Origin of the sequence: Limosilactobacillus sp. DJ3M12, assembly GCF_947381695.1 — a bacterium.
Lineage (GTDB): Bacteria > Bacillota > Bacilli > Lactobacillales > Lactobacillaceae > Limosilactobacillus > Limosilactobacillus kinnaridis.
Map to the genome: position 1 here is coordinate 122,111 of NZ_CANCWY010000002.1, position 24,847 is coordinate 146,957.

The following is a 24,847-nucleotide window of genomic DNA, read 5'->3' on the forward strand; positions in this document are numbered from 1 at the left end:
CCTCAGGCAGGAATACTAAACATTGATATAACGGGCTTTGAGCTTTATTTTGTCGTGAGTTTGTCGTGAACTCTATAATTCCGCCAATTTATCAATGATTAAGGTGTCGTTTTTAGCCTTGTACTCATCCACTAAATAAGAATAAGTATTCAAGGTTACAGTGATGTTTGAATGTCCTAAACGTTTGCTAATGGCGTATATATCGACACCTTGACTTAACAAATAGGCAACATGAACATGGCGCAAGGAATGAAAGTGAAACCCTTGCTTTTCAATACCACAGTCATTCATAATAGACCGTAAACACTTATTCAATGCGTTACTTGTTGGAATTGTCCCTAACACGTTTTGAAACACCATAACACTATTATTAGCTTTCAATTCAGCTAAACGATTTAACAGTTGACGGTTAACCTTAATCGTTCGCTTGCTAGATTCTGTTTTAGTTGGTTTGAAAGCTTTTTTCTTTTCGTCCCACGACTTAGAAATGCTAATTGTTGAATGTAAAAAATCTATATCTTTCCACGTGAGCGCCTGTATTTCGCTCTTTCTCATCCCTGTATAGATAGCCGTGAGTATCATGTAACGGCTTGTATTATAGTGATTGAGCTTCTTGTTGACCTCATTTTTCAGTGTCACTAACTCATCATGACTAAGGTATTCAACTTTGCGCTCTCGCTCTTTATTAGCTACCACCTTGACGTTATGCGTGAAGTCTTTGCTGATAATATCATCATCAATCGCATAGCCAACACATGAACGGATAGCATTATTGAGCTTGTTTACGCTGTCCCTAGCATGATTAGCACCGTACCAGTTAATAAATGCTTGATAATCAGAGCGCTTGATGTCCCGTAGTCGTGTATCTTTCCAGTAGTTTTCAATAGTTTTCCGTATGACCTTATAACGGTTTTTCGTAACATCAGTAATACCATTTTCCTCATAGAGTTCATACCACCGCCAATAATACTTAGCTAGTGTCATATCTTTTAAATCAAGGTTCACTTGGTCTAACTCTGCTTCTAGTTTATTGGCTGCTTGCAGTGCTTCACGCTTTAAATTAAAACAGCCGGCTGATTTTTGATGCCACTTCCCCTCGTTATCTTGGTAGCTTGCATAACCGTAGTATCCTTTTTTCGCTTTTCTTACATAACTCATAAAATTACCTCTTTCAATCGCACAGCTTGCCAACGTGGAATATTGGAGGTATGTATTTGAGTTTTCGTGGCGCAATTTTGCGCTGTCAAAAGGGGGATGGGCTGAGCGCAGTTTGCGTTAAACAATCATGCGTCCAATTTTGGACGGATGTACTGAGCCAACTTTTCGGCTGAGTGATATTCACTCCGTAATTTTGCCGGGCTCAATTTTGAGCTGAGTAAAGATGTGCGCAATTATGCGCAGATGTACTCACCTCAAAATTGGGGTGAGTAAGATGTCCTCGATTTTGAGGAGATGTAATCTGCTGAATTTTCAGCAGATTGAACATTGGCTCAATTCTCAGCAGATGTCCCCAAAACTGGGGAGAACTAAACGTTATTGATTTAAAGTACATCTAAAACTACTACATTAAAAGGCTATATATTAGCTATATCCAGCTATCTAACATACGTTTTCTAATGTCTTTTTAAACCGGTCGAATTCGACCGGTTTAAAATTAAGCGCTAATTTTTTCAGCGATCTCTAGCGACTTTCGATATTCCTCAGCTTCAGGGATTTCACGGAATTCAAACGTCCTATTGTAATACTTATCAAGAGCATCGTGAATTTGTTCGATAGTAATGTTAAAGAATTCTTTGCGATTATTAACTTTATTGACACGTTGCTTATCAAAGTAATTATGGAGATTCGCTTCAAGCTTATAGGCATCTTCGCTAAAGATTAAAGCGTGAACATCAAACTTAAATGGAACTGAGGCGCTACTTAATTCTCTGATGCGGTCTAATGGTTCTAATCGCCTTGTTACACCGATTTTGAATACATTTTGGCCAAATGAACCAATGTTAGAAATGATGTATACATATCCAGCTGTTGCATGATTTTCACGATAATCAAGGCTTTCAGACTTCTTGTCAAGCTCGCTAAGCTTAGATTTAAGTTTTGCAACTTCTTCTTGAAGTGACTTGTATTTTTCGTCATCTTCATTAACGTTTTCCATTTTTTCTTTAAGAAGCGCTTGAGCTTGTTCAAAGTGCTTTGCTTGTTTTGTGCGTTCCTTTTCAACGGCTTTTCTTTGTTTAGCTAACTCAGCTTGTACTTTTTTCTCTTCTCGCTCTTTTTCACGTTCTTCACGTAACTTTTCTTTTTCTTCTTCTTTCTTTTGCTCGTATTCAAAGGCTAGGTGAAGCTCATCTAGTTTCAAATTAAGATAATTTTGACTTAATTCCACACTATTTCCAGTGTTAAGCTTATTAAGTTGGTCAAAGGAACGATTAATTCGTTTTTCAATTCTAGGCATATTTGTATAAGTTGCCTTATTGATTGCAGCCTCACATTCAACGTTAAACGTTCTAATGAGTTGTTTTATATTTTTAAGTTGTACTCTGTGACCCTTTGAAGCAGAACCGTCCATTAGCATAGAGCTAATGATTACTCCAGCAGAGCCATTTTTTATTGCTTCTTTTTGCTTTTCTCTAATTTCAGATAATTTATCTTTATATTCAATGGAATTTTCAAATGAGTAGTGAGGGGTGTAAAGCCCGTATTCTTCGATACTAACTTGTTCGTCATATGAAATAATTTCATCTTTCACTTCATCTAATTCTTTTTGTTTTTTATCTAAGTCATTATTTAGATCATTCACTTTAGCGTTTAACTGCTGAATATTTCTTTCAATTTCAAGTTCGTTACTTAAATCAGCTGCTTGTTGATCAAGATTATCGATTTTTTCTTTAGTTTGTTTCAACTTTTCGTTTTGAATATTAAAGTTATTAGTTATTTTGTTTAATTCACTCTGCTTCTCTTTAATTAAATTATTTAATTCTTTCTCTTTGCTTTTGATTAGATTATCTAATTCTTCGGGTTTCATTTGAAGAATCGTCATCTTTTTGTCTAGTTTTTCTTTTTGATCCTTATTTTCAGCTTCTAACTTTGCGATTTGTGCAGCTTGATTTTTAATTTCCCTACGAAATTTATTGGGATTAATTACAGGCCAAAAGAATGATAATCCCCATCCTATTAACAATCCCACCAATGCGGCTAAAGGTGAGCCGTAAGTAAAAGCTGCTCCAATAGCAAATCCTAAAAATGAGACGGCTACAATAGCCGAAATTCTTTTAAATCTTTTCATAAAATCCCTCAAATTATAAATCTAATAGTTGCTTCTTCTTTGCTTCAAATTCTTCTTGCGTAATTATTTTGTCATCAAGCAAAGTTTTAAGTTCTCTTAATTCAGCAAATTCTTTACTAAATTGACTTCTACTTTCATCTTTATTAGAATTTGAAACTTTTTCCTCAGTGTGCATAGTTTCCTTTTCTTCAAGATGAGGTAATATATCATCTTCACTGAGCAATCTATCTAAATAAATATTGAATTTTTCTGCATCAGAGAATCCATCTAAAATCACTCTTTTACCAGCATTACTATATAAAGCAACCCCATCCCTGTATGGAGTAGCTCTTAAAAGTCTAGTAAATGGATAAGCTTTGCTTCCTTCTTTATTCACTAAGATAATCCGTTTGTTTGTTAGAAATAACGCACCAGTAAATAAAGTTACTATGTAGTTTTCTTTTTGAATATCAGTCTTAACACTCCCTAGTCTATAATTAAGACCTTTTGCTATATGGATTGAAGATGTTAAACCGCCGTAATTAACACGTCTTGTTTTAGATCTATCCTCTTTCCAATTAATTAATTCAGAAATTGCTAAGTAACAGTATTCATTCTTTTTAAGGACTAAGCCGTCAACTTTACCAGCACGTTTTGATAGGTCTTCAGTCTGCCATTCTTTTATTTGATCATTTCTTTGGGCTTGTCGTTCTTCTTCTGCTTTCTGCTTAGCCTTCTTTTTAGCTTGCTGCTTTTCAAGCATTGAATTACGGAGTTCTATACGTTTTTTCTTATAAGCAGCTCTTTCTTCAGGACTTTCTTTTATAAGAAAAAGGATTAAGTCAAATAAATATGCAAAGCAAAATCCAAAAAAGGCAAAGAATATTATTCCAATAGGGCCACCTGCTATTCCGATTACGGCAGCAATCCCGGTGATTATCCATATTCCGTGTTTGTACTTATTCCAAGCATCAATATACTCCATAAAATAAATCCCCCTAAATTTTAATGTCGATCATGTTTGCGAATTGGATTACGCATGATTAGTCCTTATATTTTTCTTTCAATTTTTTCAATTCTTGTTCATACTCACCCCAAAATTGAGGTGAGTAAGATGTGTCCGATTTTGGACGGATGTAATCAGCCGAGTTTTCGGCTAGTTAAACATAGGCTCATTTTTGAGCAGATGTCCCCAAAACTGGGGAGATATAGCAGTGGTGCTATTAGTGTGTATATTGGTTTCGCAGGATAGAACCTAGCAAAACCTAACATTAAACGGCTATATTGACGCCATAGCAACTGAAACAATGGTTATTTGTCTTTGCCGTCCTTATTGTCAAGCACCAAATCAGCTATAGAACTTTTTGACACATATTCAGCAAATTTTTCAATGCCTTTTATATAACATTTCATCACTTTTTGACGTTGCTTTTCATTACCAATTTTGACCGAATTTATGCTTGCACTCAAGAAAGAAACTACACCTATCAAACTCTTTAAATACTCTTGGTATGTATCGCTCTTGTAACGATTATCCATTTCCAAAAGTTGTATTATCGTTGACTTGAAAAGAATAACAGCTTCCGAAATTGCCTTACGTTTATCTTCACTTATGTTATTCGCAAATTCCGCATAATTGTCCAGTAGTCCATAATCATAAGCTATCTGTTCAAAGCTATCATTGCTGCCAAACTTGAAACCCTTAAAGGTTATACCTTGTAAATAAGGAACGGGAACATTAAAAAAATCAGCAAGTTTAACCCAAGTTTCTAGTTTTGGTTCTCTAGTTCCCTTTTCATATCTGCTAATCGTTCCGTTGCTAACACCAATTCCATCCGCCACCTGTTGGATTGTTAATCCTCGATCTTTCCTCAGCTCCGCAATTCTATTGTGGGGCTTTTTTTCTTTTTCTGATTCGTTCTTTTTCATAAAATTTCACCCAACTTCTTAATATAAAGATAACACATTTTTTCCTTTTCGGAAGAAAATAATTGACATTTCCAAAATGGAAGAATATTATTGTTTCCAGATTGGAAGAAAAAGAGGTGAACATCATGGATGTTTTTACAGACAATTTACAACGGCAATTATTAATGGCTAAAGGATTAGAGCGATTAACTCGCAATGATTTAGCTAACGAGATTGGCGTTTCGTTGCCTACAATGACACGCTTGATTAACAATAAAACGCCTTTTGCTATCCAAAACAATGTTTATAAGCGTTTGACTAATTGGCTATCTGAACATCGTGTCGTAGCAACACAAGACAAGTAAGGGGATGGATTGAATGAACGATTTAGTTTTCATGCACGGCTTGAATGAGGAGCCGTATACCACAGATAAGATCATTTCAGAATGCAGTAATAATCAATTGGATAATGTTAAGCACCTAATCCGTAATCATAAAAGAGACTTTGAAGAGTTCGGAGTTTTGGGATTTGAAATCCGTAAATTAAATGGACGTGGACGACCACAAAAGACCTACCACCTTAACGAGCAACAAGCTACTTTACTAATTACCTACTTGGATAACACACCAGAGGTCAATCAGTTTAAGAAAAATCTAGTCCGTGAGTTCTACCGTATGAGAAAAGAGCTCAATCAGCGACAGATTAACCGAGCTATTGAAAAGCCACAGCGTAAGTCTTTGATGGACGCTGTCAAGGATTGGCCACACGTTACTCAATGGAGTTATCGCAATATGACACAGCTTTTATTGAAGCGTGCTACTGGTGGACTTACTGCTCAGCAAATTAAGAAACAGCGACACGTCAAAGTTGCGTTAGATGGTCTAACACTCAAAGAGCAAGAACGGTATCAGCAATTAGAGAATATCGCTATTGGCCTTGTTGGCCTCAATAAGACGTGGGACGAAGTAAAAGGCGTTTTGCTATTAGCTTAATAATTGGAGTTGAGAACATGGAAAGTTTACAGGTGCAGTTGCCGAATGATTTACAGGAAGCAACTAAAACGATGATCGTGGAAGCCCTAAATGAAGCTATTAAAGATGTGCAAAACAAAAACAGTTTCCCGCCTTATCTGAACAAGGGGGAAGCTAGCGCATATTGTGGCGTATCACGGGGTGTCTTCAATACTTGGCTTAAAAAGTATGACATTCCCACAATCCAGATTGAGGGTGTTAGTCGTTTCAGACGGAAAGCCCTAGATGAGTTTATGCAACAACACGAAAAATAAATAATATCAGCTTGCCAGCGTGGATATTGGAGGATTTATTATCATGAAGCTTTTAACAACTATTGATAAACACATATTAAGCTACTGGGACACAGCACCAAGTGAACGGCTATGGGCTTACCTTGTTACCTTGCCCGTTGTACTTGTAGCAATGAATTTAATCGCTCAGTTAATCAAGTAAAGGAATAAAGCAGATGAAACAACTAGACAAAGAAGAACAACAACTATTGGACTTGTTGCCTAAAGGGATCGAACGCCCTCGACCACTCAAAGAATTAGTGAAACTTACTGGATGGAGCAATCGCAGAGTTAGAGGAATTATTAATCGTTTAATCGTAATTCACCATCAGCCAATTGGTGCTAAGTATGAACATCCTAACAACGGATATTTCATCATCACCAATGACAAAGAACGACAACAAGCCTTAGCTCCCCTCACCTCACAAATAACAATGATGAGTAAGCGAGCGCAGGCAATCAGTAACGCAGATTTAGAAAGTGAAGAATAATGTTTCGACAAAATAAAAAAGCCGTCAAATGCTACTCACCGACCAAAGTAGTTAGCATTTAACAGCAACAAAAGAATAAGCGCAACGGATAAAGCCCGTTGCTTGCTTATTCTAACATATTTCAGTATTTAAAACGGGGAATATCCCCAACAAATGGAGGAATAATCAATCATGAAGAAATTTAATATCGACCAAGTAGAGGACACTAACGTTACTTTAGATACTGTTAAAGGACTAGCACAAACAATAAACGACCTTTTAGAGGACAATGTTTCCTTATTCACTGAATATCCAAGTACACATAAGGGCGTGAAGTGGCAAGCTGATCGTTTAGTAACCAAACTACTAGCATTAGCAAAAGCAACAATTACAGCAACGACAAACGCTCAAAATCAAATTGAAACCGTTGCTGAAGACTTTTATAAAGGTGGTAACAAGTAATGACTGAAAAAATAGATGAGCTTATAGCAGACCACGAAACCATGAGCGGCTTAATTTCATCCCTAATTGATTATCAAGAAAGGCTTCACGACTATTTAGTTCCCTGCTTGAAAGATGATTACACACATAATGATTTAATTAGCCTAGTCTTAGCGGTCAATTATCAGCAAGATATTATCAGTGCTTTACATGAGTGCTTAGAGCGCCTAAATGATAATGATTTAGAAGCATTGCAACAATTAGCAACTCTTGAACTCAAAGGCGGTGATACAGAATGCAATTAGTTACTCTTACAGCACCAGACGGACACCGTGAACGTTGGGACATGAAAACTACTTACCTCGCCTTGTTGTCGTGGTATTCATATCTCAAAGACACTGACAACGCCAAAGAACCAACGGAACTCGCCACCCGTATTAGTAAGTTCGTTGGGAATGATATTAAGCAAGTTCACACCTTCTTAGTTTACTTAGACGGCTTCAATGGTGACTTATATTCTAAGTTGTCCTTGCTAACGAACAACGATGATAAAAACACCACTCGCCTTTATTTCATCATGAAGTCAATTAACAATCATGACTATTTATCACACAACAAAAAGAAAGAGCGAGAACGCCAAAAGATTGTTGAACGCATTGAACAAGTCACAAATAACGATGTTGAAATGCTTAAACGCCTTATCGCTTTAACAAAGCTATTTGTTGATGGTCAATTAAGCTATAAGAATATGGAGGGATGAGTAATGAAATTGCTTCAAGCAACTAATCAAGATGGAAATTTGATATTAAATGACTTTGCGACAGGAAATGAAATTAGCAAGCGGATATATTGGCGTGATAGTACCCCTTATTATCTAAGTAAAGATGATGACTTGCTAATTCCTTTTAAGGCTATCCGTGTAACTAATGTTTACCAAGAGGAGGATCAAAGTAATGGCACAAAGAAGAATGATTAGTAAGTCAATACACCAAGACGGACGCTTTTTGACTTTATCGCCTGTAAGTAAAATTCTTTACGATGATTTAGTGCTATATGCTGATGATGATGGCTTTTGTTCTGATGTTTCTTTAATTAATTTGATGGATAAAGCAACCGCTGAAAACTATAGCGAATTAGAACATGCGGGTCTTATTGTTAATGTTGAGGGAGTTTACTTGATTGTTGACTGGCTAAATACTCAATTATTAAATCACTATTCTAGAACTTCTTTTCTCGATTTATCCAGTAAGGTATTTATCAGAATTGATTTTAAATACACAATAAACGCAGAAGATAGAAATATTGCCTTGCCATTAGATGATTGGGTAGAGAGAAAAAATCGCAACAGACAGATAAATCTTAAAGCCTTGCAACAACAGCGTTTGAAAGGTGTGGTAACCCAAAAGGTAACGAACGGTAAATCTAACGTAAACAAAAAGATTACTAAAGGGTCACCTAGTATAGATAAGAATAGTATAGATAAGAGTAGACTAGAACAGTACAGTACAGCTCAGAACAGCAAAGAAAAGATCAATAAAGAAAATAACTACAAGTATATAAATAGTTCTTCTAATGGGGGTATGGGGGAAATTCTTCTTAACGACGACAGCTCTACTTCCTCTATAGAGAATAATGCTACTACAGAGAATGGAGGAAACAGTGCAGTAGATAGTGGAGCCAACCAAGATAACATTAACAGTCTATTCAACTACTTAAACGGTATATCAACTACTGATATCCCCAAAGATAATAAAAGACTTGCTGATGTTTTTGATATGTTGATCCATAACGGCTATGAAATCGAGGACATCCAATTAGGAATTGATAACATTATGAACGTTGCTAATCAAATGCCACAATATCAAAATGAACAATCATTAGCCAAGCTATTAATACAGCACCTACCCGAGTACACCAAACAAACATTGGAACAATCCTCTAGTAATGATTAAGACGCAGAGGTGATACATTCATGAACCTAAAAGAATTTGAGAGAAGTCTTTCTGATTTTAGTACTGGATATGAGACCTATACTAAATTGATGAGTGATATTAAACGATTAGACAGCCTAATCCAAGCCAACGAAAAACAATTAAACGATAGCTTAATCAAGATACCATTTACCCACTTGTATTTTGTTGATGGTCTAGGTATTTTCAAAAATCAAACGCCTACCCTGCTCAAACAAAACAGGCACTTAATAATTAAATACAATCGAAAGCTAATAAAAGCCAAGAAACTTTCTAGTTCGCTTCAAAAGCAATTAAAGACCATTAGAAGCGATTATCTAAGAAGCAATAGTGAGGAAAGCGAAGCAAAAGATAAATTAGCTAATAAATATTTGAAACAGTTTTGGCAGATTTGACACCCTTAAAAAGAAAGGGCAGATTAGTCGGACTATAAAAAGAGGTAATTACTATGAACCGTGAAGAAATTGAAGATCATCTGTCTAGCGTTGTACTGGGGCTTGATACTAACAACATCAAGCTGACCCAGATTAAGGAACTAGACAAACAAATTGCAGAGAATGAAGCACAATTGAATAAGAGCCTAATCAAAATACCGTTCGCTCATAAAAAGATACTGGACGACATGGGTATAATTAAACACCATGTCCCTACCCTGCTAGAGCAAAACAAGCAGCTTGTTACCAAGTACAATAAAAAGCTCAAAGAGGCACAACAACTTGAGGGGCAGATAGTTAATCACCTTAAAGCCGTTATTGATGATTACTCACATAGTACAGGCAAGAATAGGGAAACTAAGAAGAAGTTAATTGATAGCTATTTCAGTAACTACTCAATTAATGAAAAATTGGACGAATACGATCAACTAGAGCGATGAAAATAAACATCCCCCAATTACTGTTATATCAACGATAATCGGGGGATATTTTTATTTACTCGTAGAAAAAGCAAGCAAAAAGCGTGCAATGCTTTACTAGCCCAAATACTGATATATCAATAGCTCAACTATAATTTTTATTATTAATTGCACGGAAAAGGAACTTGTATAAAGTTTGACTGCTGAAAATTCAGCCACGAAAACTCATTGTCGAAAACTCGACAGTGAAAAATATATAACGTATTAAATTAGAACCCCGCTTATTTAAAAATAATCAGCAGTTTTAAAGCTGATAGCGTCCGTTTAATATAATTATTCATTTGCAAGTTAAAACGGCTTAGACGGCTTTAAAATGGAAATTAGAGTATAGAGAAATGGAGTTGATTTAAATGTTCGCTGTATCGTGTTTATTGATTGTTGCTATTGCTTGTGGCTTAGCTAGTCTTATCGCTGATATTGCAGTTATATGGCTATTCACCCACTACATGAAAGACCAGTACAAAGGGGATGGTTCTAAATGAGTTGGTATCGTGGGCGTTATGTATTTAATAAGCGATCATTAGCGCAGTGGATGGCTGAAAGTGAGAAAGATTATCATTTTAGAGTTAGAAATAAAGACAAAGCAGACCCAACCGTCGTTAATTTTGTATTTTCTGAGAACGTCAATAAAGACAGGCGTTTATATACCGCTTGCCGTACGGCTTACAATTGCTATTTAGATTATTGCCAACAGCAAGCATTAACGCCGTTGAATAATCGTTATTTTAAGAAGAACATGGAACTGCTAGGGTTCGTATATCAAAAGCACCGCCGATTTTATGTTGGCTATTACGGTAACAAGGTAACAACCGCATACAAAAATATCGGAATTGTTAAACAGTAAATGTTCCATGTAATGTGCAATTTATCAATTCATCTAAAAGGTTGATATAACAGCAATCTTAATTAGAAACCATTGCCCAAAATTGGACATTATCGGGGATGTTTGTAGTTAGAAGAATGCTGACAAATGCTGACAATGTTATACAAAATAGCCTAATTGTAGTTTGCGTAATGTTCCATACAATGGGAACTATGTGTAAAGTTCCTTAATCATTGATATAACAGCACTTTATTAAAATAACGATTGCCCAATATTTCCTTCTATGAGGGTATTTGTAGTTAAAAGAATATCGGAAAAACTTATACTCGTTAGCTAATTCGTAGTTAATTGTTATTGCTTATGAGTGATTAGCTGTAATCGTTGATATAATCACGTTTAACGTCAAAACAAGAAGCAAGAAAGAGCAATATTCGCACCTCTTTTGCTATCAAAATAGGACATACTAAAAAGCCCCCGTTCTCTTTCAACGGGGGTTAATTTATTGATACTTTGGGAACGCACATCGACTTTTTTGTACGACAAATTCCAACAAAAAAGACGCTCTACTGTGAGAGCGCCCTTGAGATATATGTATAACAAAATAATTATATCACATGATTTTATTTACCCTAAAAAGGCATGAATTTATTCTATCAGTTAGCATTCAATATTAGAAGCTCACCTGTTATTGAATATGCTTATGATAGTTATATATAATATAAGCATGATAAGTAATAGGAGTAATTAACCTAGCACTTATCAAGGCGGAAAAGAAGCTAGACACCAACCAGCCTTTTACAAGCACAGCAAGAAACGGAAGTGTTGGTTATGTGTTTGTTTCTTGACTGCTAGGGAGGTTCCGGCGGTGAGCATAACATTAACATTTACAAGCTATAAAATGCTTGTATTTGTAGTTGTTATTGCAATCAGCCTACTAAAAAAGCATTAATAGCTACTAACTACTAATGCTTTGAAGTAAACCTGTCTAGCAAGAAAACGTCGGGCGTTAGGTTCTAGCACAACCTAGCGCCTTTTTACATAAACAATTATAACATGTGCATATAACTATACAAGATATAACTTTACGCTATAAGACACTATATTACACTATATGCAATTTAAGGGGATGTTTTCATGGTTACACTTGCACAGGCAGAAGCTACTAAACGATACAAGAAACGACACCCAGAGAAAAACAAACTATATCAATATCGTTCAAATGCTAAAACGTTTATTAAACACTATGCAGATAAAGACGACCTAGACAAATTAATATCACTAGCACAAGAGCAAAAAGCCAAGCGATTAAGTGACGAGGGCGCAAAATTGCGCTTACCCGTAAAAAAACAAGTTAACTAACTAAAGGACGACCTAGACACCTAGACCGCCCTTTTATTTTGCACCACTCAATAATCTAATATTATCACTTTGGATATACTGAATGTTAACCAATGCTAACCTCAAAAAATCGCTTAACCCAGTTTAAAAATGATGGCAAATGATGGCACGATGGTAGGAAATGGTAGGATAAAAAAGAGTAGCCCTCACAAGCTACCCTTGATATTGTCGAAAAATTAACAACTTTACTTTTCACGCCCCATAGGTATTTTAGCATATTATCTTGAGTATAATTTAGTGCGCACCCTCATTAAAAAGTATGCGTACTTTCCAAAAAAGTGTGCATACAAAAACGAGAAAGGTTGCACCCTATTTTGATAGCCCTTGAAAGCCTCTAGCTTTACTGTTAAAACCTAGTAAATCCTAGGATTTTATTAGTGTTAAAATGCTCAGAAATGCTAGGAAATGCTAGGAATTTATAAAAGCATGATGCTAGCAAATGCTAACATTTTCTACTAGCAGATGTTGGGAAATGTTGGAGTTAAATTGCGCTTAAAAGTAAATAAAAAGCCTAGCAAAATAAAGATTAGATTAAAGCTCAAAATCTTTATATCGCTAGACTTAAAACTTGAAATCAAGTGGTGATTAATCACCGCCCTAAGAGTTGCAAGTTGGTAGCTCAACTCTTAGGGGCTTTTCATATGTGTATTATAGCATTTAAAAGCGTTAAATTGCGTTAAAAAAGACGCTCTGCTGTGAGAGCGACCTTGAGATATAAATAAAACCAAAATAATTATAACATCCCCCGCCCCGTCTTTAATTCAGAAAGAGCGCACACATTTCAATCGTCTTGCGTGCAAACGATAATTTTTAAAATTTTAGGGTAGGGGGGCTGTCCTTCCCTAGCCTTTGATATATCAACAATCATAAAAATTAAATTATCTAAAACATCCCCTTTTTAGCAATTAATCAGAGATACTTTATCAATAATTCCGACAATTCAGACACCCTAAAAGGAAAATGGCTGAATTTTCCGCAGATATTTCCACAAGCAAAATAAAAAACCACCTAAAAACAGGTGGCTCACGTTGGCAAGAAGATATATTATTTTGTCGTGAAATTGTCGTGGATTTGATTAAAAATAGCGTTCTATAGTGTAAACCCAAAATTAAAAATGCTGATATATCAACGATTTAGGCACTATCGAAAAGTATTTAAAATACAAAAAATGCCTCAGGCAGGATTCGAACCTGTACATGGATAACCATACAACGACCTGAACGTTGCGCGTCTGCCAGTTCCGCCACTGAGGCACTAACTATTTTGTAACATTATTAAGTATACCGAACTCATCAAAAATTACAAGTATTTTTATTTACAATCCTCAATTTGCCCTTATTTAACAAATTGAATCATTGTTCCATATGCGGTTAGGACCAAGAATTTGGGTGCAACCTGCATATTGGCAACATCCGTAGTAAAACGAACCCCAACAACACCATCTGCACCTTTTTCACTGGCCCGCCGCTTTAATTTTTCTTGAACATCACTAAATAATTGGTCCATGGACTCAAATGAATCAATTGCTTCAGTAGGCATCGCTAAATGACTGGTGGCATTGACAATCCCTAAAATGCGGTGGGCTTGAGGAAATCCCTCAGTTGATAAAAACATCTATTATCCTCCCTAAATTCTTTACCATTTAAAAATAACAAAGAGGCCGGAACATTTCCAGCCTCTTTTGTTTATTGCGGAAAGAATCTGCTACTTTGCTAGGGAACTAATTATTAATTCATTTTGATTCTAACTTCCGCAAAGTCGCATTTATATCATCAACCTAGTGCACCTTGGTGACCTTATTACATAAATATTCAGTCTAAAATTTCATGTCACACTTATGTTGCTTCTAGCCTACTATTAATTTCTTTGGTGCTAGATTGATATAGGAGATCTTACCATTCTAATCTTTCCACACTTATAATGTACCACCAATTGTAAGCGATTTCAAGAAGCGACTTTAGATAACTTGAACCAAGAGAACATACATCGCAATCGCATTATTAATCATATGAATTGCAATCGAATTTCGAATGTCATCCATTCGCAAATAAACATATGCTAAGACCATCCCCATATAAGCATAGATCAAAAAGCTAATGGGGTTGGTACTCATATGACCGGTAGAAAAGATTACCCCCGAGAAGATAACTTTCGGCCAGATGTTGCCACGCTTAAAGAACATATTTGTCAATGTACCACGAAAAATAAATTCTTCAGCAATTGGACTTAGAACAACTGCCGAAAAACAAAATACGATCGTAATTACTTCATTATGACCAAGCATGCTTCCTAGTGCTGCATTGTTCGCTGTTTCAGTTTGATGATAGATAAGTTGATTAAGGTAGCTAAGGACATCCATTCCCAAAATAATCGCTAGATAACCACCGATAATCCAGCCAACCTTTATTCCCGCCGGCTGTCCTAATTGGTTATAAGTTTCATATGTCCGGTGTGCCCACCAAATAATCGCTAGCATTAAACAGATGAATAAGACCATGAACCCGTCCACGATAAGCTGGTTGGTCTTTGAATAACGTAGAGCAAAATTAACTGCAATCGGGGGAATCTCAATTGCAATTAACATCAGCGCAATTAAAATCACCCTAAATATCCACGATTGTTTAATTACTTTTATCATTATTTTTCTCTTCCTTTGCCCGTTTCTCACGCATTCGTTGAATACTCCACCGGGTAGAAATTTTTGTCACAATGATGTTTGCAACCACGAAACCAATTACCCAGAGAAGGTACATCACCCAGCCAGAGATATAATGTTCGGCAGTTAGCCATACGAGGATCGCAAAGATGATAAATGGCGGAATAACCACCTTAAGAATAAATTCTGCTTTCACAAAGAAAACCTCCATTATTATTTGTTCAACAGTTTACTAAATTGGTACGTTAAGCGCAAGGTTACTGAAAAAAATAGGAGGGCTGAGAAAAGTTTTCGCTTTCCTCAGCCTCCCCATTGTTAATTTGTATTTAAGTAAATCTAGTTATTCTTTGATGCAGCAACTACTTCGTCATAAGTAGGAATTGATGGTAATGCACCAAGCTTTTGAACAGCTAATGAACTTGCACGTTGAGCGTAGACAATTGCCTTTTCAATGTTACTCATATCAGGCTTTAATTGGGATGAAAGCGCACCGATGAAGGTATCACCAGCGGCAGTGGTATCAACAGCATTAACCTTAAAAGCAGGAATAAAGTTGTAGCCATCTTGAGTACAGTAGAAGGCACCCTTTGCACCAACAGTAATAATTAAGTTACGGACACCCATTTGAGCAAACTTTGCAGCTGACATAAGCATTGAAGTTTCGTCTGTAACAATAATTCCTGTTAAAGCAGCACTCTCTGTTTCATTTGGAATGATTAAGTCTGTTAACTTCAATAAATCAGGGTTAATTTCATGAGCAGGAGCAGGATTTAAGATTGTCTTTACACCATTTTCCTTTGCAATTTGGAATGCCCGTAGAGTAGCTTCTTGTGGAGTTTCAAATTGAGCAATCACGAAATCAGCAGCGGCAATTTGATCACGAGCATCTTCTACTCCCTTAACGCTTAATTGTTGGTTAGCTCCTCCGTACACTAAGATACTGTTTTGACCACTTTCATCAAGCAAGATGGCTGCAGATCCAGTACCTGCTTGATCGTCAACGTGGATCCCTGTTGTGTCGACGTTGTTGTTCTTGAGGTCATTGATCATCATCTTACCACCAGCGTCATCACCAACTTGACCAACAAAAGCTGTTTCAGCGCCTGAACGAGCAGCAGCAACGGCTTGGTTTGCTCCCTTTCCCCCAGCAGCATTAGTCTTGCTTAAAGCGGCAATTGTTTCCCCAGGTAATGGCATCCGCTTAACTTTCATTGTTGTATCAACATTTAAACTGCCTACAATTGTTACATGATTTGTCATTTGTTTATTTCCTCCTTAAACAATTGGCATCTAATTGATAATATCATCATACCATATTATTTTGGACGATAGGAACTTGTACTATCTCGTTTAATTAATTTTACTGGAAAGTTTTGAACGCGGGCTTCCGCACTACTATGACTAATCTGTTCAATGAGCATTTTAGTAGCTCCAGCGCCAAGGTCAAAAATTGGTTGTTGTACTGTAGTTAATCGTGGATAAACATAGTCGTCCCAGTAGATATTATCGTAACCAATTACAGAAATATCTTCGGGAACTTTAACGTCTAATTCATGCAATCCTCGCAATAATCCAATTGCCATCTCATCGTTCGCCGCAAAAACAGCAGAAGCACCAGTTGCTAAAACATCTTTTGCTGCTTTATATCCGCCATCCTTCGTCAAGGGTGCCCGAATAACATCGTGAATAGGATCTAAACTTAGATTATTTTCTTGAATAATATTTTTGAACCCATTCATTCGGTGATTTAAATTTTCAGTAGGGTTGTCAGAGGTAAGAACGGCAATATGTTTGTGACCAAGTTCAATGAGGTGTTTAGCCGCGATTTGGCCACCAAGGTAATCATTCGTTTGAACTCGATCACCCTCCTGCGTATGATTTTGATCAAACAAGATGTAAGGAATCTCATTAAAGGAGATAACTTCTTTAATTGTCTCTGTAGTCATCGTTGCACTAGCAATCACTAATCCACTAATTGATCGTTCAATCATCTGGGAAAGGTAATATTTTTCCAATTTTGGGTCACGGTTGGCACTAAAGACAAGTGGAATAAATTCTGCTTCACGGGCAATACTCTGCACTCCCTCGACAAAAGTACCAAAAAATGGGTTAGCAATATTAGGAACTAATACCCCAATTGTCTTGGCACTCTTTAAAATTAAATTCCGAGCATTAAAGTCAGGAACGTATTTATATTTGTCCCGTAATGCTAAAACTCGTTCCTGAGTTGCTGTGCTGAATCGATCGCCTTTATTATTTAAAATTTGCGAAACAGTGGTTACAGAAACACCAGCTTCTTTTGCTAAATCACGAATTGTTATTTTCTTTTTCATGGCTGTTCAACCTCTTTAGTAAACAGTTTTATCTAGTTAATAATATTTAATTAATTTAAACTATCTCAACTCATATTGCAATCACATTTCGTTAAAAATATCATTAAAAATCTGTTTCCCGGTTGCCATCTGAGTACCACGAACACGGAGATAGTCAATCTTTGCTCGCAAAATATCATATTCCCACAATGATGACAGGTCATGGTCATTATAGTAATGAATTGTTACTTTAATGGGTGTGAGATCAGTAATTATCCCTGTAAAATCATCACTCCCCTTATACTTTTCAGTGCCAATCACAACTGGAAGACGGTTCTCATAGGAATCATTGAGAAGATTTGATAATAAGTTCCCCTGAGTAATTTCTGGATGGTTATCAATAAACTTTTGCACTTGCCAAATATCAAAATAGTTGTGATCATGGGCAACTTTAGTCTTTTCAGAAACCGTCATTAAGTAGTCACTATGGCGTTCTGTATAAAGAATACTCTTAATCCGAATAGCAATTAATCCGTTGATTTTACCATCCCAGTCAATACTGATCATCAAACAAAATACTGGATCGAGGGCAACCACAAATCCGACATTAAAATAATCATCATTTGGCAAGTTATGAACCTCAATCAATGTTCCTTGCTGCTTGGCCATTGTTAATTGAACGCGATTCTCACTTTCACTTTCTTTTCTCATCTTTACTTCCTTAATATTAATTTTTCACATGATTAGATTTTTAAAATTTAATCATATCTCTACTTTTATTATAATCGCTAACAATGTAGATGTGATAACTTTTACCACGATAAGTTAAATCTGGTAACCACCAAATATTGTAAAATTAGGTGTGTCATTCCACAATATTTTGTAGTAAGATATTTTTTGTGACAAAAAAGTAAAGAGGGGCCATTATGGTGATTATTACAGCAGGGATGATTGGTGTCGGTAAAACAACTTTAACTGGGAAGATTGCCGAACACTTACATACAAAAGCATTTTTTGAACCAGTCGGAGAAAATCCAGTTTTACCACTGTATTATAAAAATCCAAAACAGTACGGCTTTTTACTCCAAATTTATTTTTTAAACAAGCGTTTCTCAATGATTAAACAAGCACTTACTGATGATAACAACGTGCTTGACCGTTCTATTTACGAAGATGCCTTGTTTACGCGAGAAAATAACGCTGAGGGTAACATCACTGATACTGAATTAGAAGTATACTTAAAGCTTCTCGACAATATGATGAGTGACCTCCAACAGTTACCTAAGCGCGCACCAGACTTAATGGTTTATTCTGAAACTGATTTTGAAACAATCTTATACCGGATTAAAAAGCGCGGGCGGGATTACGAGCAAATTGATACTAATCCAGAGTTAAAGGATTACTATTACAAGATGTGGAGTGCCTACAAGCAATGGTACAAGGATTACGATGCTAGTCCAAAAATGAAAATTGATTTAGAGCGTTATGACCTTGAAGATCCTAAGAACGTTGATGCGGTCTTAGCAATGATTGATGAACGGTTGAAGTCATTACGCTAAATAATTGATAAGAGCATGATTAGAGGTTTGCCTTTTAATCATGCTCTTTCCTTTTCTTCAACAAACGACGAAACATTTCAATCATTCCTGCCGTCCCTACTCCACCAAGCAAAGGAACATATTGAGGGATATTAACATCGTTCTTTCTCGCTTGAACGGGATGTTTGGCAACAATTGGCATCGCCTCACTCTCCTCTTTCCTGTCAGTCATTGGAACAGGATTAGCCCGTTCATTGCTGGTGTTAACTCGATCATCATATTTAGTAAGTTGATAAGTATCAATCAGCTGGTTTAGCTTCCGATCATACTCAGGATCTGTTGCATATCGTCCGCGAAGTGCCCGTGTAGCTTCACGATAATTTTTGGTATTTTGACGGTGAACTCCTTGATAAAGTGGGTCTTCTAATGTTTGCGCATAATCCCTTAACGCTTCGTATTCACTTGTATACTGTCGAAAATTACTAATAACCTGAAACTTATGGCCTTGCTTATCATATTCAGTCGTGGGTTGAGCAACTGTTTGCCGGGCAAAATACCCCTTAACCCCAAAAAGATTATTATTAGGCGCCTTTCCCAACGTACTGCATCCCCAATCACTCTCTAAGGCCGCTTGCGCAATAATAATTGATGGATATAAATCATGCTCCCGACCAATTTGTTGAGCAGCTGGGGCTATTCGATTAATAAATTGTGCTTGGACTGCGGATGGTTGTTGAGGTTGATAAACCTGCTCATCTTTTTTATCTTCTTCTAGCAGCTGCCTTTGTTCAGCAGAGTTTTCAGTTGAAGATTGAATAGTTTCATGCTCTGGCGCTTCCTCTGTACCTGTCAAAGCATTATTTTGCTCACTTGCCTTTGCTTGAGCAGCATTTTCATATTCTGTTAAATAAGCATCAATATATTCTTCATCATGATTAACTAAGGCCTCTTCGTCAATCGGCTTTGCACGTTTTACATCTTCATTTGCATCAAATTGTGCTTGTTGGATAACGTCCGCTTTAACCGGTTGCCCGCTAAGGCTTGTTAAAACAATTAATGCACTAGTAATAACACGGCGGTTTAACACAATAAAACACTCCTTCATAATGTCCTATAGTATATATACGTGAAAATTATGAATTTGCATTTTTAAAACTAAAAAAGACTAGAAGAAAATTCCACTAGTCTTTATGTTTTACATTTCAGGATATGTCGTTTCCTTGATATCCAATTTTTGATTCTTTAAGTTTGTCTTAACAACGGTAACGTCACATGGTGCTTCACGAATAGTATAAGCAGCAGTTGAACCGACAAGTAGCCGTCCGACAACATTTAATCCGGTTGCGCCAATAATGATTAAATCAATATCATTTTCTTTAGGATAACGTTCCGCAAGTTCAACCTTAGCGTTACCAACCTTTACATCAGTTTTAACATCTTTTATTCCAGCGGCTTCTGCTTTTTTCTTGTAGTCAGCTAACTTCTTTTGCATCGTTTCGATTGCTGAATCATAAATACTATGACTAACAAAGCCGTATCCACCAGGACCAGTACTTGGATAACGTTCACCGTTGATAATACTTAGTAAATACAACTTGGCATCATTGGTCTTAGCAGTGTCAACCGCTTTTTCAAAAGCCATATCAGCTTGCTTGGAACCATCGACACCAACAAGAATATTTTGATAACTCATTCTTGACACCTCCATCTTCTGCCTTTATTTTAGCACAAAATTAATCAGTAACGAGATTATTAATTGCTTCCATGTAAATTGCCATCGATGTAATTAAATCATTCACAGGTTGATATTCATTAGCCTGATGCATTGTATTTGGCGTATGTGGCATTAAAGCACCAAATGCAACCCCCCGCTTCATCAAACGACCATAAGTTCCTCCACCAACAACTTCTGGTTTTGCGTCTGTATCTCCAGTTTGATCAATATAAGCTTGCATTAATGTCTTAACAATTGGATCATCTGGATCAACATAATGTGGAGCTTGAGATGGGCCTTGCGTAACTTTAATTTGTAATTTATCGGCAATCGCCTTTACAGTATCCTCTAACTTATCTGGTGTTATGCCTTTAGGGAAGCGGAAGTTCATATCAATGTGACCACCCTTGTCCGCATCGAAGTTTAAGATTCCGGCATTCATAGTTAATTCACCCATTACTGGATCAGTGTAAGCACCATTAAAACCATCCATTCGCGTATCTAAATGAAGATAGTCAGCTAAGAATTCAATGAAACTCTTTGCGCCCCCACCAAAGTCATATCGATTTAAGAACTTTGCAAGGTATGTTGCTGCATTGATTCCCTTTTCTGGTTCCATTCCATGGGCAGCTTTTCCGATGACAGTAATCTTAAGACCTTTATCTGTTGATTCAATATTACCTTCAACCGGATTTTCTTCAATAAAGTGACCAAAATCATTAGTAACTTCTTGAGGGTTATCTGTCCGAATAAGGGCAACTGCTTCCCGCGGTACCATGTTGAAACGCAAACCAGATTCAAAACTAACTAGTTGTATTGAAGCATCCCCATTGCCAGCAGGGACATCAAGTAAGAGTGATACTTGACCCTTTTCACCATTAATTACTGGAAATTCCGCATCTGGTGAAAAACCAAGTGTAGGGGCTGGTTCGACTTCAAAGTAACGGTGCATTCCAGTCCAGTTACTTTCTTCATCAGTTCCAACGATAAAACGAACTTTCTTGTTAAACTTTACGCCTTGATCTTTCAAATATTTCAAGGCATAGTAAGCAGCCATTCCAGGTCCCTTATCATCAGAAGCACCACGACCATATAAGTTGCCATCCTTGATAACTGGGTCAAATGGATCCGTATCCCAACCCTTACCAGCAGGCATTACATCAAGATGGGCTAAAATGGCAAGTGTCTCATCACCTTCACCCCATTCAGCATATCCAACAAGGTTATCGATGTTCTTTACTTTAAAACCGTCTTGTTCTGCCATCTCTAAAAATGCTTTTAGCGCTTGAGCAGGACGAGGACCAAGCGGGTATTCATCTGTTGCCGCTGAATCATCACGGACACTGGGGATCTTCATTAATGCTACGAGATCATTTAAATAGTTTTCTTTTTGTGCCTCTGCGGCTTTCATCCAATCAGTCAAGATTAATCCCTCCAAAATATTCTACTTTGACTAATTTTAATGATACCATTAAATTGTCTATTAAATAAAATAATAAGGAGTCTTAACTGTGAAAAAACTTACTGACCAAATCTTAAAGGATGTTATTACTCCCCGTCCTGAAAACAGTTTTAAGGGTACTTTTGGTAAAGTTACCCTTATCGGCGGCAATCGTAATTTTGGTGGCGCAATTATCATGGCATCAACCGCGGCCGTCTGTGCTGGAGCTGGGCTTGTAACAACTGCCACTGATGAAATCAACGCTAGTGCCCTCCATGCGCAGTTGCCAGAAGCGATGTTCGCTGATTTTACTGATGATGCCCTAGTTGCTGACCTTACTAAAGCTGCTACCAGTGTGGTCGTTGGGCCAGGCCTCGGAAATGATGAAACAAGTTTACGAATTTTGAAGAATGTTTTTGCTCATACAACCGAGAAACAAAATGTGATCATTGATGGGTCGGCAATTACCCTGATGGCGATGGAAAAGCTTGAACAGCCACAAGGAAATATCATTTACACTCCACATGAAATGGAATGGCAACGACTCTCTGAAATTAAAATTGGCGATCAAACTGAAGATAAGAACAAGGAAGCCCAAGAAAAACTTAGTGCTACCGTTGTCTTAAAGAAGCACCACACAGAAATTTATACTGATGACCAAGTATATCAACTGCCAATCGGTACCCCCGCCCAAGCAGTTGGTGGAATGGGTGATACTCTTGCTGGAATGGTTGGAGGTTTCACTGCTGAATTTAACGAGAAGGCAGATAAAGCCGTCCTCGCTGCCGTTTATGCGCACAGTGCGATTGCGGAAAAGATCGCCGAAAGCCAATACATCGTCCTTCCCCACCAAATTAGCCGTGCTCTCCCAGCCTTCATGAAAAAGATGGAGGGGATGAATGAAGATTACCATATTGGATTTTTGAATTAAGAATTTAAGGATATTAAAAAGGTTCAGAGCAAATTCTCACTCTGAACCTTTTTGTATGCATTGTTATTTAATGTGTAAAATTATTCGTAATCTTGCTACTCGTGGTCCCAATAGCTGGTCGGCTAATCGTGACTTTAAGCAGAGATAGAGATAAATTCCTGCTCCGACTATTACCCCCGGAATCAAGGAGAAGAAAGCAGTGTAACGCCCATACGGACTAACAAAATGGCCAATGATTAACATTACAATCTTTGCCCCGGCAAACATCACTAAGGAGTAAGCCAAAATCTGGTTAGTTGGCAGGGCCATCTTATCAAAACGTAGGTGGAATTCCATGTTAAAGGAATGCAAGATTAAATAGTTAATCACAAACATTGAAATCCCGGTTGAAACCAGTGGTCCTAATCCTTCAAAAATCCAAATACAAGGGAACTGGAGGATAAACTTAATTACGATTCCAATGGCTAAGAACATCATCATCTTCTTATTCTCAGAAATCCCCTGCATCATTGCTGCGGCTACAGTATACAAGCCTAACATAATCGAAATGTAAGCCGCAAATTGCAGTACTACGACCCCTGCCGCATCATAACGGTAAAAGACGGTGTAGATTTGCTGAGCAACCGCGGATAATCCAAGGGCTGCCGGAATCATCACGAAATAGAATAACAAGAGAACATTTTGAATCTGTTTTCGCATATCCTCTTGATCATTCTGAGCCCGGGCTGTCGCAAGCAAAGGAATAACTGTTGCGGCTAATGCAGAAGCCAATGAAATAACAATCATGTAAAGCTTATTGGCATTAAACGCAAACAATGCATAAGTAACATCCATCTGATACTTAGTAAAGTGACCGACTAATGGCATCATCCGTTTAAAAGTATATTGATCAATTAATTGGAAAATCGTTACCCCTGATTCAATAATGATGAACGGAATTGACTGATAAATAATCTTAAAAATTAATGTTTGGGTTGAAACTTCAGTATTTACTTCACCTTGTGCCACTAAGTCATTCATTTCGCGTTGGTGACGCATCCAGGCAATCCCTAAGACGATCACTGCACCGATTGCCCCAATAAAGGCCGCAAATGTTGATTGGGAAACGGCACTAACCCAATTGCCATTTTGAATCTTCATAATGAAATACGTTGCAGCCAACATATAAATAACCCGGAAAAGCTGTTCAACAAATTGTGAAATTGCTGATGGTGCCATCCAGTTATAGCCTTGTAAAAATCCTCGGGTAATCGACATCCCCGGAATAATCAAAATAGCCCAAGCTAATGAGCGAATAACCGGAATCATATTTGGATCCCCATTATCCATTAAACGAGCCCCAAACATCATCACCGTTGTACAAATTACACCCATTGCCATTGCAACGTACATTCCAGAATGATACAGTCGGCGACTAACCCCATACTGATTTATTCCGTTATAATGCGCGACCATTTTAGAAATTGCAGAAGGAATTCCCGCCGTTGCAATCACTAAAAACATATTATAAATATTGTACCCCTGAGCATATAAGGCATTCGCTTCGTTGCTGTAAGCTCCTAACCATGTAACCCACGGAATAATGTACAGCGCCCCTAAGATCCGCGAAGTAATACTACCAGCTGTCATCCAAGCTGATCCTGTAATCATTTTTGTTCGCGAATCTTTTTTAACTGCGGTGCTGCTCAAATCATTTGCTTTATTTTCTTCCATGATTTGTTGCAATCCTACCTTTTTTATTTTAATCGAGTTTACACAATCTT

31 protein-coding genes and 1 tRNA gene are annotated in these 24,847 nt (G+C 37.1%); 17 read left to right on the forward strand and 15 right to left on the reverse strand.

Translation table 11 applies throughout. The features are described from left to right. Nucleotides 1-72 precede the first annotated feature (72 nt). The 4 genes from QOS06_RS03000 to QOS06_RS03015 all read right to left on the reverse strand — a co-directional run bounded on the left by QOS06_RS03000 (nt 73) and on the right by QOS06_RS03015 (nt 5,194). A complete protein-coding gene (locus tag QOS06_RS03000; RefSeq protein ID WP_283595466.1) occupies nt 73-1,158 on the reverse strand; it encodes a tyrosine-type recombinase/integrase in 1,086 nt (361 codons plus the stop codon). A 496-nt stretch (nt 1,159-1,654) separates the two neighbouring features. Further along, nucleotides 1,655-3,286 (reverse strand): SNIPE associated domain-containing protein, encoded by a 1,632-nt coding sequence (locus tag QOS06_RS03005; protein ID WP_225431927.1) that lies wholly within the window; start codon nt 3,284-3,286, stop codon nt 1,655-1,657. A 13-nt stretch (nt 3,287-3,299) separates the two neighbouring features. After that, entirely contained in the window at nt 3,300-4,250 is a 951-nt protein-coding gene (locus QOS06_RS03010; protein WP_283595467.1) for an SHOCT domain-containing protein, read from the reverse strand. Nucleotides 4,251-4,576: 326 nt separating this feature from the next. Further along, complete coding sequence (locus tag QOS06_RS03015; RefSeq protein ID WP_283595468.1) at nt 4,577-5,194, reverse strand: helix-turn-helix domain-containing protein; 618 nt, start codon at nt 5,192-5,194, stop codon at nt 4,577-4,579. 125 nt (nt 5,195-5,319) lie between these two features. Between QOS06_RS03015 and QOS06_RS03020 the strand changes: the two genes are divergently transcribed. The 15 genes from QOS06_RS03020 to QOS06_RS03090 all read left to right on the forward strand — a co-directional run bounded on the left by QOS06_RS03020 (nt 5,320) and on the right by QOS06_RS03090 (nt 12,453). Further along, on the forward strand, nt 5,320-5,538 hold the full coding sequence (locus QOS06_RS03020) for a hypothetical protein (protein ID WP_283595469.1): 219 nt from the start codon (nt 5,320-5,322) through the stop codon (nt 5,536-5,538). 13 nt (nt 5,539-5,551) lie between these two features. Continuing rightward, nucleotides 5,552-6,166, forward strand: coding sequence for a Rha family transcriptional regulator (locus tag QOS06_RS03025; RefSeq protein ID WP_283595470.1), 615 nt, complete (start codon nt 5,552-5,554; stop codon nt 6,164-6,166). Nucleotides 6,167-6,183: 17 nt separating this feature from the next. Then, nucleotides 6,184-6,459 (forward strand): helix-turn-helix domain-containing protein, encoded by a 276-nt coding sequence (locus QOS06_RS03030; protein ID WP_283595471.1) that lies wholly within the window; start codon nt 6,184-6,186, stop codon nt 6,457-6,459. 43 nt (nt 6,460-6,502) lie between these two features. After that, nucleotides 6,503-6,640, forward strand: coding sequence for a hypothetical protein (locus tag QOS06_RS03035; RefSeq protein WP_180874766.1), 138 nt, complete (start codon nt 6,503-6,505; stop codon nt 6,638-6,640). A gap of 13 nt (nt 6,641-6,653) precedes the next feature. Continuing rightward, nucleotides 6,654-6,968 (forward strand): hypothetical protein, encoded by a 315-nt coding sequence (locus tag QOS06_RS03040; protein ID WP_229412043.1) that lies wholly within the window; start codon nt 6,654-6,656, stop codon nt 6,966-6,968. Nucleotides 6,969-7,139: 171 nt separating this feature from the next. Next, nucleotides 7,140-7,409 carry a hypothetical protein gene (locus QOS06_RS03045; protein WP_099979699.1) on the forward strand — a complete coding sequence of 90 codons (270 nt, stop codon included), beginning with the start codon at nt 7,140-7,142 and terminating at the stop codon, nt 7,407-7,409. After that, nucleotides 7,409-7,693, forward strand: coding sequence for a hypothetical protein (locus QOS06_RS03050; RefSeq protein WP_283595472.1), 285 nt, complete (start codon nt 7,409-7,411; stop codon nt 7,691-7,693). Before QOS06_RS03045 ends, QOS06_RS03050 begins: the two co-directional genes overlap by 1 nt. After that, nucleotides 7,684-8,148: a hypothetical protein gene (locus tag QOS06_RS03055; protein ID WP_283595473.1), complete on the forward strand. Its 465-nt coding sequence runs from the start codon at nt 7,684-7,686 to the stop codon at nt 8,146-8,148. The genes QOS06_RS03050 and QOS06_RS03055 overlap by 10 nt, the downstream gene beginning before the upstream one ends. Nucleotides 8,149-8,151: 3 nt before the next feature. Next, on the forward strand, nt 8,152-8,364 hold the full coding sequence (locus QOS06_RS03060) for a hypothetical protein (protein WP_180874947.1): 213 nt from the start codon (nt 8,152-8,154) through the stop codon (nt 8,362-8,364). Next, nucleotides 8,342-9,340: a hypothetical protein gene (locus QOS06_RS03065; RefSeq protein WP_283595474.1), complete on the forward strand. Its 999-nt coding sequence runs from the start codon at nt 8,342-8,344 to the stop codon at nt 9,338-9,340. The genes QOS06_RS03060 and QOS06_RS03065 overlap by 23 nt, the downstream gene beginning before the upstream one ends. A 20-nt stretch (nt 9,341-9,360) precedes the next feature. Beyond that, the gene (locus QOS06_RS03070; protein WP_283595475.1) at nt 9,361-9,753 is read left to right on the forward strand and encodes a hypothetical protein; all 393 of its coding nucleotides are present in this window, start codon (nt 9,361-9,363) and stop codon (nt 9,751-9,753) included. 53 nt (nt 9,754-9,806) lie between these two features. Beyond that, the gene (locus QOS06_RS03075) at nt 9,807-10,232 is read left to right on the forward strand and encodes a hypothetical protein (protein WP_099979704.1); all 426 of its coding nucleotides are present in this window, start codon (nt 9,807-9,809) and stop codon (nt 10,230-10,232) included. A gap of 389 nt (nt 10,233-10,621) precedes the next feature. Further along, nucleotides 10,622-10,753 (forward strand): hypothetical protein, encoded by a 132-nt coding sequence (locus QOS06_RS03080; protein ID WP_003667529.1) that lies wholly within the window; start codon nt 10,622-10,624, stop codon nt 10,751-10,753. Then, nucleotides 10,750-11,115, forward strand: a complete 366-nt coding sequence (locus tag QOS06_RS03085; protein WP_283595476.1) for a hypothetical protein — start codon at nt 10,750-10,752, stop codon at nt 11,113-11,115. Before QOS06_RS03080 ends, QOS06_RS03085 begins: the two co-directional genes overlap by 4 nt. 1,113 nt (nt 11,116-12,228) lie before the next feature. After that, nucleotides 12,229-12,453, forward strand: a complete 225-nt coding sequence (locus tag QOS06_RS03090; RefSeq protein WP_180874772.1) for a hypothetical protein — start codon at nt 12,229-12,231, stop codon at nt 12,451-12,453. 1,208 nt (nt 12,454-13,661) lie between these two features. Here QOS06_RS03090 and QOS06_RS03095 read toward each other — a convergent pair. From QOS06_RS03095 to QOS06_RS03125, 7 genes are all read right to left on the reverse strand, one after another. Further along, a tRNA-Leu gene (locus QOS06_RS03095) sits at nt 13,662-13,745 on the reverse strand. Between the two features lie 82 nt (nt 13,746-13,827). Beyond that, entirely contained in the window at nt 13,828-14,106 is a 279-nt protein-coding gene (locus QOS06_RS03100; RefSeq protein ID WP_003664194.1) for a heavy metal-binding domain-containing protein, read from the reverse strand. 343 nt (nt 14,107-14,449) lie between these two features. After that, entirely contained in the window at nt 14,450-15,130 is a 681-nt protein-coding gene (locus QOS06_RS03105) for a CPBP family intramembrane glutamic endopeptidase (RefSeq protein ID WP_283595477.1), read from the reverse strand. Next, nucleotides 15,114-15,359 carry a hypothetical protein gene (locus QOS06_RS03110; RefSeq protein ID WP_003670806.1) on the reverse strand — a complete coding sequence of 82 codons (246 nt, stop codon included), beginning with the start codon at nt 15,357-15,359 and terminating at the stop codon, nt 15,114-15,116. Before QOS06_RS03110 ends, QOS06_RS03105 begins: the two co-directional genes overlap by 17 nt. A 125-nt stretch (nt 15,360-15,484) precedes the next feature. Next, a complete protein-coding gene (gene rbsK, locus QOS06_RS03115; RefSeq protein ID WP_085680957.1) occupies nt 15,485-16,408 on the reverse strand; it encodes a ribokinase in 924 nt (307 codons plus the stop codon). Between the two features lie 56 nt (nt 16,409-16,464). After that, nucleotides 16,465-17,481, reverse strand: a complete 1,017-nt coding sequence (gene rbsR / locus QOS06_RS03120) for a ribose utilization transcriptional repressor RbsR (RefSeq protein ID WP_003670804.1) — start codon at nt 17,479-17,481, stop codon at nt 16,465-16,467. An 81-nt stretch (nt 17,482-17,562) separates the two neighbouring features. Further along, complete coding sequence (locus QOS06_RS03125) at nt 17,563-18,171, reverse strand: hypothetical protein (protein ID WP_019251768.1); 609 nt, start codon at nt 18,169-18,171, stop codon at nt 17,563-17,565. Nucleotides 18,172-18,386: 215 nt separating this feature from the next. Here QOS06_RS03125 and QOS06_RS03130 point away from each other — a divergent pair, with 215 nt between their 5' ends. Continuing rightward, complete coding sequence (locus QOS06_RS03130; RefSeq protein ID WP_003664204.1) at nt 18,387-19,019, forward strand: deoxynucleoside kinase; 633 nt, start codon at nt 18,387-18,389, stop codon at nt 19,017-19,019. A 34-nt stretch (nt 19,020-19,053) separates the two neighbouring features. Here QOS06_RS03130 and QOS06_RS03135 read toward each other — a convergent pair whose 3' ends face one another. The 3 genes from QOS06_RS03135 to pepV form a co-directional block, all read right to left on the reverse strand. Continuing rightward, nucleotides 19,054-20,103: a glycoside hydrolase family 73 protein gene (locus tag QOS06_RS03135; RefSeq protein WP_085680955.1), complete on the reverse strand. Its 1,050-nt coding sequence runs from the start codon at nt 20,101-20,103 to the stop codon at nt 19,054-19,056. 90 nt (nt 20,104-20,193) lie between these two features. After that, a complete protein-coding gene (locus QOS06_RS03140; RefSeq protein WP_003670800.1) occupies nt 20,194-20,706 on the reverse strand; it encodes a universal stress protein in 513 nt (170 codons plus the stop codon). 25 nt (nt 20,707-20,731) lie between these two features. Continuing rightward, nucleotides 20,732-22,135: a dipeptidase PepV gene (pepV, locus tag QOS06_RS03145; protein ID WP_013923795.1), complete on the reverse strand. Its 1,404-nt coding sequence runs from the start codon at nt 22,133-22,135 to the stop codon at nt 20,732-20,734. Between the two features lie 88 nt (nt 22,136-22,223). Between pepV and QOS06_RS03150 the strand changes: the two genes are divergently transcribed. After that, a complete protein-coding gene (locus QOS06_RS03150) occupies nt 22,224-23,084 on the forward strand; it encodes an NAD(P)H-hydrate dehydratase (protein WP_283595478.1) in 861 nt (286 codons plus the stop codon). Nucleotides 23,085-23,147: 63 nt separating this feature from the next. Here QOS06_RS03150 and QOS06_RS03155 read toward each other — a convergent pair whose 3' ends face one another. After that, nucleotides 23,148-24,797 carry a putative polysaccharide biosynthesis protein gene (locus tag QOS06_RS03155; RefSeq protein WP_003670797.1) on the reverse strand — a complete coding sequence of 550 codons (1,650 nt, stop codon included), beginning with the start codon at nt 24,795-24,797 and terminating at the stop codon, nt 23,148-23,150. Nucleotides 24,798-24,847 lie beyond the last annotated feature (50 nt).

Coding starts and splice junctions, on each gene's coding strand:
- QOS06_RS03055 (WP_283595473.1), top strand. CDS start 7,684: ATGCAATTAGTTACTCTTACAGCACCAGACGGACACCGTGAACGTTGG.
- QOS06_RS03100 (WP_003664194.1), bottom strand. CDS start 14,106: ATGTTTTTATCAACTGAGGGATTTCCTCAAGCCCACCGCATTTTAGGG.
- QOS06_RS03140 (WP_003670800.1), bottom strand. CDS start 20,706: ATGGAGGTGTCAAGAATGAGTTATCAAAATATTCTTGTTGGTGTCGAT.
- rbsR (WP_003670804.1), bottom strand. CDS start 17,481: ATGAAAAAGAAAATAACAATTCGTGATTTAGCAAAAGAAGCTGGTGTT.
- QOS06_RS03015 (WP_283595468.1), bottom strand. CDS start 5,194: ATGAAAAAGAACGAATCAGAAAAAGAAAAAAAGCCCCACAATAGAATT.
- QOS06_RS03045 (WP_099979699.1), top strand. CDS start 7,140: ATGAAGAAATTTAATATCGACCAAGTAGAGGACACTAACGTTACTTTA.
- QOS06_RS03060 (WP_180874947.1), top strand. CDS start 8,152: ATGAAATTGCTTCAAGCAACTAATCAAGATGGAAATTTGATATTAAAT.
- QOS06_RS03005 (WP_225431927.1), bottom strand. CDS start 3,286: ATGAAAAGATTTAAAAGAATTTCGGCTATTGTAGCCGTCTCATTTTTA.
- QOS06_RS03040 (WP_229412043.1), top strand. CDS start 6,654: ATGAAACAACTAGACAAAGAAGAACAACAACTATTGGACTTGTTGCCT.
- QOS06_RS03075 (WP_099979704.1), top strand. CDS start 9,807: ATGAACCGTGAAGAAATTGAAGATCATCTGTCTAGCGTTGTACTGGGG.
- QOS06_RS03020 (WP_283595469.1), top strand. CDS start 5,320: ATGGATGTTTTTACAGACAATTTACAACGGCAATTATTAATGGCTAAA.
- QOS06_RS03130 (WP_003664204.1), top strand. CDS start 18,387: ATGGTGATTATTACAGCAGGGATGATTGGTGTCGGTAAAACAACTTTA.
- QOS06_RS03135 (WP_085680955.1), bottom strand. CDS start 20,103: ATGAAGGAGTGTTTTATTGTGTTAAACCGCCGTGTTATTACTAGTGCA.
- QOS06_RS03050 (WP_283595472.1), top strand. CDS start 7,409: ATGACTGAAAAAATAGATGAGCTTATAGCAGACCACGAAACCATGAGC.
- QOS06_RS03000 (WP_283595466.1), bottom strand. CDS start 1,158: ATGAGTTATGTAAGAAAAGCGAAAAAAGGATACTACGGTTATGCAAGC.
- QOS06_RS03155 (WP_003670797.1), bottom strand. CDS start 24,797: ATGGAAGAAAATAAAGCAAATGATTTGAGCAGCACCGCAGTTAAAAAA.
- rbsK (WP_085680957.1), bottom strand. CDS start 16,408: ATGACAAATCATGTAACAATTGTAGGCAGTTTAAATGTTGATACAACA.
- QOS06_RS03065 (WP_283595474.1), top strand. CDS start 8,342: ATGGCACAAAGAAGAATGATTAGTAAGTCAATACACCAAGACGGACGC.
- QOS06_RS03085 (WP_283595476.1), top strand. CDS start 10,750: ATGAGTTGGTATCGTGGGCGTTATGTATTTAATAAGCGATCATTAGCG.
- QOS06_RS03025 (WP_283595470.1), top strand. CDS start 5,552: ATGAACGATTTAGTTTTCATGCACGGCTTGAATGAGGAGCCGTATACC.
- QOS06_RS03080 (WP_003667529.1), top strand. CDS start 10,622: ATGTTCGCTGTATCGTGTTTATTGATTGTTGCTATTGCTTGTGGCTTA.
- QOS06_RS03030 (WP_283595471.1), top strand. CDS start 6,184: ATGGAAAGTTTACAGGTGCAGTTGCCGAATGATTTACAGGAAGCAACT.
- QOS06_RS03105 (WP_283595477.1), bottom strand. CDS start 15,130: ATGATAAAAGTAATTAAACAATCGTGGATATTTAGGGTGATTTTAATT.
- QOS06_RS03070 (WP_283595475.1), top strand. CDS start 9,361: ATGAACCTAAAAGAATTTGAGAGAAGTCTTTCTGATTTTAGTACTGGA.
- QOS06_RS03035 (WP_180874766.1), top strand. CDS start 6,503: ATGAAGCTTTTAACAACTATTGATAAACACATATTAAGCTACTGGGAC.
- QOS06_RS03110 (WP_003670806.1), bottom strand. CDS start 15,359: ATGGAGGTTTTCTTTGTGAAAGCAGAATTTATTCTTAAGGTGGTTATT.
- QOS06_RS03090 (WP_180874772.1), top strand. CDS start 12,229: ATGGTTACACTTGCACAGGCAGAAGCTACTAAACGATACAAGAAACGA.
- QOS06_RS03010 (WP_283595467.1), bottom strand. CDS start 4,250: ATGGAGTATATTGATGCTTGGAATAAGTACAAACACGGAATATGGATA.
- QOS06_RS03125 (WP_019251768.1), bottom strand. CDS start 18,171: ATGAGAAAAGAAAGTGAAAGTGAGAATCGCGTTCAATTAACAATGGCC.